This is a genomic window from Aquimarina sp. U1-2, assembly GCF_017897595.1.
Classification (GTDB): domain Bacteria; phylum Bacteroidota; class Bacteroidia; order Flavobacteriales; family Flavobacteriaceae; genus Aquimarina.
Genome location: NZ_JAGKIK010000025.1, coordinates 1 through 7,586, shown reverse-complemented (window position 1 = coordinate 7,586; position 7,586 = coordinate 1). Strand labels below are relative to the sequence as shown.

Below are 7,586 nucleotides of genomic sequence, written 5' to 3'. Positions count from 1 at the left end.
AAATTTATTTCTTTCACAAACTGCCTCCATAAATCAAGAGGTAGTTGAGAAAGAAATAAATTTAGCGCAAAGGCATGATGTCGGATAAGTAACAACTGTCAGATCAAGTAGTGGCTACTACAGATTAAATTACAATTATTCTACAAAATCTTATACTTACTAAAAAATCCAGAGTGTTATCTCTGGATTTTTTGATAGTTATACTTTATACTTTGTAGCCAGTTGCCTGGCTTCATTCTGTAAGAGCTCGTTTTTGTCTTCTAACGCTTTTTGTATAAAATCAATTGCCTGTTTATTAGGTGTATCTTTTGTATGATTTAAAATAGAACCTAAGGCGATCATAGTAGCGATACGAGTACCCGTCTTTTTTACAGCTGTTTCATAAAGAGGTGTTAACTCGCCTATAGTTACGCTTTTTGCTGTTTCTTTTATTGTGTCTCTAAGAATCTTTCTTTTATCATCTGGTACATTAGTAAATTTTTTTCCAGCTCTTTTAATCTCTTCAATTGCAGGTATTTGCTTTTGATTCTTTTGTTGCGATTGGTTTGTAGACTTTTGTTCTTTAGAAGTGGGCTTTTGTTTTGCCCACGTATCCCGTAAACCTACAGTTTTATTAAATACCAATGCTTCTGCTTGGCTATCGGGATCCACATTAAAATAACCCAATCTTTGAAATTGAAATTGATCCAATCGCTTTGCTTCTTTTAAGCTGGGTTCTACGTAGCCGGTAATCACTTCAAGAGAATTTGGATTCAAAAAATCCATAAACTCTTTGTCCTTGTGGTTATCGGGAGCTTCGTCAATAAACAATCGATCATAAATTCGTATTTCCGCAGGGATAGCGTGTGCCATTGAAACCCAATGTAGAGTTCCTTTTACGTTTCGTTTGGATTCTTCGGTACCGCTACCCGACTTACTTTTGGGGTCATATGTACAGTGAATTTCTATAATTTTTCCCGTATCATCTTTGATAACGCGCTCACCTTTGATAATATAAGCATTTTTTAAACGCACCTCTTTATCCAAAGTCAATCGAAAAAACTTTCTACCTACCGTTTCTTTAAAGTCTTCTTTTTCGATATACAATTCTCGAGAAAACGGTACTTTTCTTTCTCCGGCAGTGGCATCCTCGGGGTTATTTTCTGCTACTAACCATTCTACCTTATCTTCAGGATAATTAGTTATGATCAATTTAACTGGATCCAAAACGGCCATTACCCGTGGTGCAATTTTATTAAGATCCTCTCGAACGCAGAATTCTAACAGCGACACATCAATCACATTTTCTCGCTTTGCAACGCCCACAGTTTCAACGAATTTACGTATAGATGCCGGTGTATATCCCCGTCTTCTTAAACCAGATATAGTTGGCATTCTTGGATCATCCCAGCCTGCTACAATACCTTCTTCTACCAAACGGAGTAATTTACGTTTACTCATGATGGTGTAGCTCAAATTTAAGCGGGCAAACTCTCGTTGTTTGGGTCTAATATCTGTAGTATATATCTGATCCAAAAACCAATCATACAGTTTTCTATGAGGTTTAAATTCTAATGAGCATAAAGAATGTGAAATATGCTCTATATAATCACTTTCTCCATGAGTCCAGTCATACATAGGATAAATACACCATGCATCCCCCGTACGATGATGTGATTTTTTAAGTATTCTATACATCAATGGATCTCTCATTAACATATTAGGATCGGCCATGTCTATTTTTGCACGTACTACATGAGCTCCCTCATCAAACTCTCCGTTTTTCATTCTCTCTAATAAATCTAGATTCTCTTCTACGCTGCGATCGCGATAAGGACTGTTTGTGCCCGCTTCAGTAGTTGTACCTTTTTGTGCTGCAATAACTTCAGCAGATTGCGAATCTATATACGCTTTTCCTTCTTTAATTAATTTAATTGTCCAGTCGTATAATTGCTGAAAATAATCTGAAGAATAACACTCCCTATCCCATTGATAACCCAACCATGCAATATCCTGTTTAATCGCATCTACGTACTCTTGTTCTTCTTTTGCCGGATTTGTATCATCAAAACGAAGATTAACCGGAGCATTATAGGTTAGACCTAAACCGAAGCTGATGCCAATGGCTTTGGTATGCCCTATATGTAAATATCCATTAGGTTCTGGCGGAAAACGAAAGCGTAAATCTTCCTGATTCATTCCGTTACTGAGGTCTTCTTCTATAATATGCTCTATAAAATTGAGTGGTTTTTTATCGGATGTCATTGTGCTATAAATCTTATACAAAACTACTAAAAATCTGACCCTGCTTGTGTACGAAACCTCTTTTTCTTCTAAGCTATCTCAAATATTGATATTTTAGCTAATTCTCCCTAAACAAAAAGGGTATTTTCCCTTAAAAACATCTCGAGAAACTGTGTACCTTTGTCAAAAAAATTTGTGGGAGTTATAAAATTAAAAAATATAAAAGTGTATGCCTATCATGGTTGCCTGGTAGAAGAGAAAAAAATAGGTTCTGATTATAGGGTAGATTTAAAAATAAAAGCAGATTTAACAACATCTGCTACTAGTGATCGTTTGGCAGATACGGTTGATTATGTACATCTTAATCATATTGTAAAGCAAGAGATGGCTATTCGTTCTAAATTGCTAGAGCATGCTGCAGAACGTATACTTAAACGCATACTAGAAGAAATTACCATGGTACAAAAAGCAACAGTTGCAGTGGCTAAGATAAATCCGCCTATCGGAGGAAATGTAGAAATGGTAACGATTATTAGAAGTAAAAAACGTTAACTTTGTGTTTTTAATACGCCATTATTACGTTTTATTGTAAAATCATTTAAAAAGTCTACATAAATTTTTTTACATTTGCGAACCAACCGAAACGGGTGTCGTGGCCGAGTGGCTAGGCAGTGGTCTGCAACACCATCTACAGCGGTTCGAATCCGCTCGACACCTCAAAAATCCTGTAAATAGATTACAGGATTTTTTATTAACCTTAGCAAAAGATACAATATAGTAATCTTTGTTTTGTACTAAATTTAAGTGCAACGAATCTATTTTTACCTTGTTACTGGATAATTTATTTAAAACCGGTTTCTGGCCGTATACTTTCAAATTGATCCTGAATTCTTTGCTCTACCGTATTCGGAACCACTCCTTTCAATATTAAAAAAACACCGAATATAATCATCATAATACTGATAATTCTCTTAATTATATAGGTTCTTTTTGGAGTTAATTTTCTTTTAAGCCGTTTTGCCAATAACATTTTAAAGATGTCTATAAATAGATAAGTTCCTAAAACTACCGTAAAAAAATAAACGATTCTACTTTCATCCATATCTAATTGAGGACCTATAACGATAATAATACTTAACCAAAAACCTAATACGCCGATATTAATGAAGTTAAGTAGAAAGCCCTTTACAAATAACTTAAAGTAATTGTGCTTATTGATTATTTCTACAGAAGTGTCTCTTACTTTGTTATAGTTTTTTCTCTCTTGTATAAAAGAAATTACTCCGTATGTTGCCAATAAAACTCCGCCAAAGATAAACAAGGCAGGATCATCTTTTATTTTTTCAAGAATTTTATTTGTACTGAAATAAGCGATGAGAATAAACACAATATCTGCTAGGATTACACCTAAATCTACTGCCAAAGCAGCCCGAAATCCTTTTATCGCGGCCGTTTCTAAAAGCACAAAAAAAACAGGTCCTATTAGAAATGCTAATAAAAATCCTAAGGGTATCGCAGCCTGGGCATCCTGGAGCATAAATTAATTAAGTGTTTCTTACAAAGTTAAAAAAACTACTTAGTTAACTTCAATAATTTTTCCACCTAAAAGTTTTTGGGTGTCTAATTCTCTTGGTTTTCCAAATATTCTAATGGTACCTCCTGCATTTGTATTTGCTTTCAGATAATTTTTTGCCTGTACCTCGGCAGTACCGCCGGCACTTACAGTAACCTTGGTATTTGTAGTTTTTAGATCTTTGGCATAATATTCGCCTCCTGAATTAATAACAATATCTTGATTGTCCACGCTTCCAAAAAGCTCTACAATACCTCCTGTAACCATTTTGCCGTATAAATGATCAGCTTCTATCTTTGCTACTATTGTTGCCCCTTCTTGAACTCGTATATCCAAAGAGGGCGCTTTAAGAATATCTTTTACTTTTACTTTGGCGCCTTCGTTTGCATCTACCTTTCTAAGCTCTGAATAATAAACTACCACCTTGGTATTATCACCATCCCAAAGATTATCGAGTGACATTCTAACTTTTAATAGCTTATTGTTTTGAACAATCTCGACTTCATTTCGTTTATTACCTGTAATTTCAACTTCATTTTTGTCACTTTGGATTAAAACCACCTGTATTTTATCAAAAACTTTCAACTCATTAAAGTTACCAACCTTTCTGGTAATTACCTCCTGACTTTGTGTGCATAGTGAAGTCAAAAAAACTATAAAACATAAGAACTTTTGCATGCGATTTCAAATTTTACATTAAACTTAGAAATTTGTGTTGTACTCGATAATAGAAATGTAATTCAAAAATGAACATAAACTACCCTTTGATAGTATTCTTTTTCGCAATGTCTATGAAAAATATCCCGTATTTCAATTTTAAGATACTTATGCCATATCTTCTTTGCTTCCTAAAAGAGTAAAATCCAGATGTCGTTTTATGAGATCGGCATGTTTAACTTTTACATATACTTCATCTCCTAATTGATACACTTTTTTCGTCATTTGTCCAACAACCGCATATTCATCCTGATCGAAAATATAATGATCATCACTCATATCTTTGAGGCGTACCATTCCTTCACATTTGTTACTTATAATTTCGACATAAATCCCCCATTCTGTAACACCTGATATCACCCCTAGAAACCGTTCATCTTTGTGATCCTGCATAAACTTAATTTGCATAAATTTAATTGAATCTCGTTCTGCACTGGCGGCAAGATTTTCCATAGTGCTGCTATGATTACATTTTTCTTCGTATTCTTCTTCAGGTACAGATTTTCCTTTATCTAAATAATGCTGCAGCAAACGATGTGCCATAACATCTGGATATCTACGTATGGGAGACGTAAAATGAGAATAATACTCAAATGCTAATCCATAATGACCAATATTATGAGTAGTATACTCAGCCTTACTCATGCTACGAATCGCTAAAGTATCGACTAGATTTTGTTCTTTTTTTCCTTGCACATCTTTTAAAAGGCTGTTTAATGATTTGGTCGTCGTTTTTCTATCTCTAAGATCTAATTTATATCCAAACCTGCCAATAATATTTTGTAAGGCTGCTAATTTTTCGTCATTTGGCTCATCATGTACCCTATAAATGAATGTTTTTTTCGGATTTTGTTTTCCAATAAATTCTGCTACTTTTTTATTCGCTAATAACATAAACTCTTCTATGAGTTTATTGGCATCTTTTGATGTTTTAAAATATACACCTACAGGCTCATTGTTTTCATTTAAACCAAATTTAACTTCTACTTTGTCAAAAGAAATAGCGCCTTGTCGCATTCTTTTGGCTCGCATAATCTTGGCTAACTCATCTAATGTAAGAACTGCATCGGCAATATTTTGATCTGTGGTATAGGTTTTCCCAGTAAGAGAAATTTCTGCCGGAATGCTATTCTTTTTGGTTTCCAGAATATGTTGAGCTTCTTCGTAAGCAAAACGAGCATCAGAATACGTTACTGTTCTCCCAAACCATTGATTTTTGATTTCTGCCCTGTTATTGATCTCAAAAACTGCAGAAAATGTGTATTTTTCTTCATGAGGCCGCAATGAACAAGCATTATTTGAAAGTACTTCGGGTAACATAGGTACCACCCGATCTACCAGATAGACAGAAGTTGCTCTTTCATAAGCTTCATCATCTAGTATGGTTCCTGGTTGTACATAATGCGAAACATCTGCAATGTGAATTCCTACTTCATAATTACCATTCTCTAACTCTCGAAACGATAAAGCATCATCAAAATCTTTAGCATCTTTTGGATCTATAGTGAAGGTTAAAATACTTCGCATATCTCTACGTTTCTTAATCTCTGAGCTTTGAATACTTGTATCGAGGGTATTCGCATATGCTTCAACTTCTTCCGGAAAGTCGTAAGGAAGTCCGTATTGCGCTAGTATTGCATGAATTTCTGTTTGATGTTCGCCAGGTCTTCCTAATACCTTAATAATCGTACCAAATGGTGAGTCTGCATTTTCAGGCCAATCTTCTAGTCTCACCAGCACTTTATCTCCATCAGCTGCTTTACCAATTTTGTTTTTAGGTACAAATACATCAGTATACATTTTAGCGTCTTGCATATTTACAAACGCATAATTCTTCTGTATTTCGACAACACCTACAAATTCATTCTTTTTACGCGATATAATGCGAGTAACTTCTCCTTCACTTTTTCCTCTTCTTTTTCTGCGATAGACATACACTTCCACTTCATCACCGTGCAAGGCTTTATTTAAATTGGTATTAGGTATAAAAATGTCATCTTCAAGATCTTCTACGATCACATACCCACTTCCTTTTGCAGTAATATCTAAAATACCAGAATATGTATTTACATGTGGTATAATTTTAAATTTACCCCGTTCTACTTCTTCAATTTGTTTTTTTGCTGCTAACTGACTTAATTTTTTTATAATTTGATTTCTACTACTGGCATCATTTACTCCAAACTTTGCAGCAATTTGCTTATAGTTGAAGGATTGGTTAGATTCAGATTTTAGTATTTTTAGTATTCCTTGAGTGATATTCTCTATTTTTGGAGACTTTTTTCTTCTTCTACTCTTTCTTTTCATTAATATCAATTGTATTATATCTGATAAAAATACGGCTTATCTTTTAACATCTATCAAATTAAGAGTAAACTTTTATGAATCCTACTGTCTTACATATGTTGAAGTAATATATATTACATTATCTGTAAATCAATTAATTACATATAAAAAAAGTCAACAAAATACGTACTTTTTCTTAAAATTTACTTAATTTTATTATACTACAACAATTACTTAGACGTTTACCTTTTTAGAAAAAATGCAAAAGATTAAAAAAACATATAAAATAACGCTGTTTTTTATCCTAATATTCTTGATAGGTATATATTCTTTTACGCTTTATATCAATTACACAATCGACCATACTACAGAAAATGAACATGAATCTGAAGTAAGAACATCTAACACTCAAGATAGAGAAGCTATACAGGTCAATTAGTTATACCAGATTTTGTATCTTTAAAAACATAATTGGTTTCTTATTTATTTTCATGAAACGAACATTAATGAATTTTAAAAACTACTTCACAAAAAGTAATTTTTAAAATTTTTAATGTGAGAGCGTAGCGGTTACATGCGTTCTAAATTTTATAATTAAAGTATTATCAAATAATTGGTAAAATTTAAACGTATGAAAGATTTTGTAGTTGTACAAACATATACTGTAGTAGCCACTACTTGATCTGACAGTTGTTACTTATCCGACATCATGCCTTTGCGCTAAATTTATTTCTTTCTCAACTACCTCTTGATTTATGGAGGCAGTTTGTGAAAGAAATAAATTTTC

The 7,586-nt window shown here is 33.4% G+C and carries 6 protein-coding genes and 1 tRNA gene; 3 read left to right on the top strand and 4 right to left on the bottom strand.

Features of this window, described 5'->3' with window-relative positions; translation table 11 throughout:
- Positions 1-198: 198 nt before the first annotated feature.
- The gene (locus tag J8281_RS18650; RefSeq protein ID WP_210199183.1) at positions 199-2,244 is read right to left on the bottom strand and encodes a glutamine--tRNA ligase/YqeY domain fusion protein; all 2,046 of its coding nucleotides are present in this window, start codon (positions 2,242-2,244) and stop codon (positions 199-201) included.
- A 174-nt stretch (positions 2,245-2,418) separates the two neighbouring features.
- Between J8281_RS18650 and folB the strand changes: the two genes are divergently transcribed.
- Both folB and J8281_RS18640 read left to right on the top strand, forming a co-directional pair.
- Positions 2,419-2,775 (top strand): dihydroneopterin aldolase, encoded by a 357-nt coding sequence (folB, locus tag J8281_RS18645; RefSeq protein ID WP_210199184.1) that lies wholly within the window; start codon positions 2,419-2,421, stop codon positions 2,773-2,775.
- Between the two features lie 94 nt (positions 2,776-2,869).
- A tRNA-Cys gene (locus tag J8281_RS18640) sits at positions 2,870-2,940 on the top strand.
- 124 nt (positions 2,941-3,064) lie between these two features.
- On the opposite strand, the gene J8281_RS18635 is transcribed toward J8281_RS18640, so the two are convergent.
- From J8281_RS18635 to rnr, 3 genes are all read right to left on the bottom strand, one after another.
- Entirely contained in the window at positions 3,065-3,760 is a 696-nt protein-coding gene (locus tag J8281_RS18635) for a LysE family translocator (RefSeq protein WP_210199182.1), read from the bottom strand.
- A gap of 39 nt (positions 3,761-3,799) precedes the next feature.
- Positions 3,800-4,474 (bottom strand): head GIN domain-containing protein, encoded by a 675-nt coding sequence (locus tag J8281_RS18630; RefSeq protein WP_210199181.1) that lies wholly within the window; start codon positions 4,472-4,474, stop codon positions 3,800-3,802.
- A 147-nt stretch (positions 4,475-4,621) separates the two neighbouring features.
- A complete protein-coding gene (gene rnr, locus J8281_RS18625) occupies positions 4,622-6,820 on the bottom strand; it encodes a ribonuclease R (protein WP_210199180.1) in 2,199 nt (732 codons plus the stop codon).
- A gap of 238 nt (positions 6,821-7,058) precedes the next feature.
- Between rnr and J8281_RS18620 the strand changes: the two genes are divergently transcribed.
- Positions 7,059-7,238 carry a hypothetical protein gene (locus J8281_RS18620; protein WP_210199179.1) on the top strand — a complete coding sequence of 60 codons (180 nt, stop codon included), beginning with the start codon at positions 7,059-7,061 and terminating at the stop codon, positions 7,236-7,238.
- The last annotated feature ends 348 nt before the right edge of the window (positions 7,239-7,586 follow it).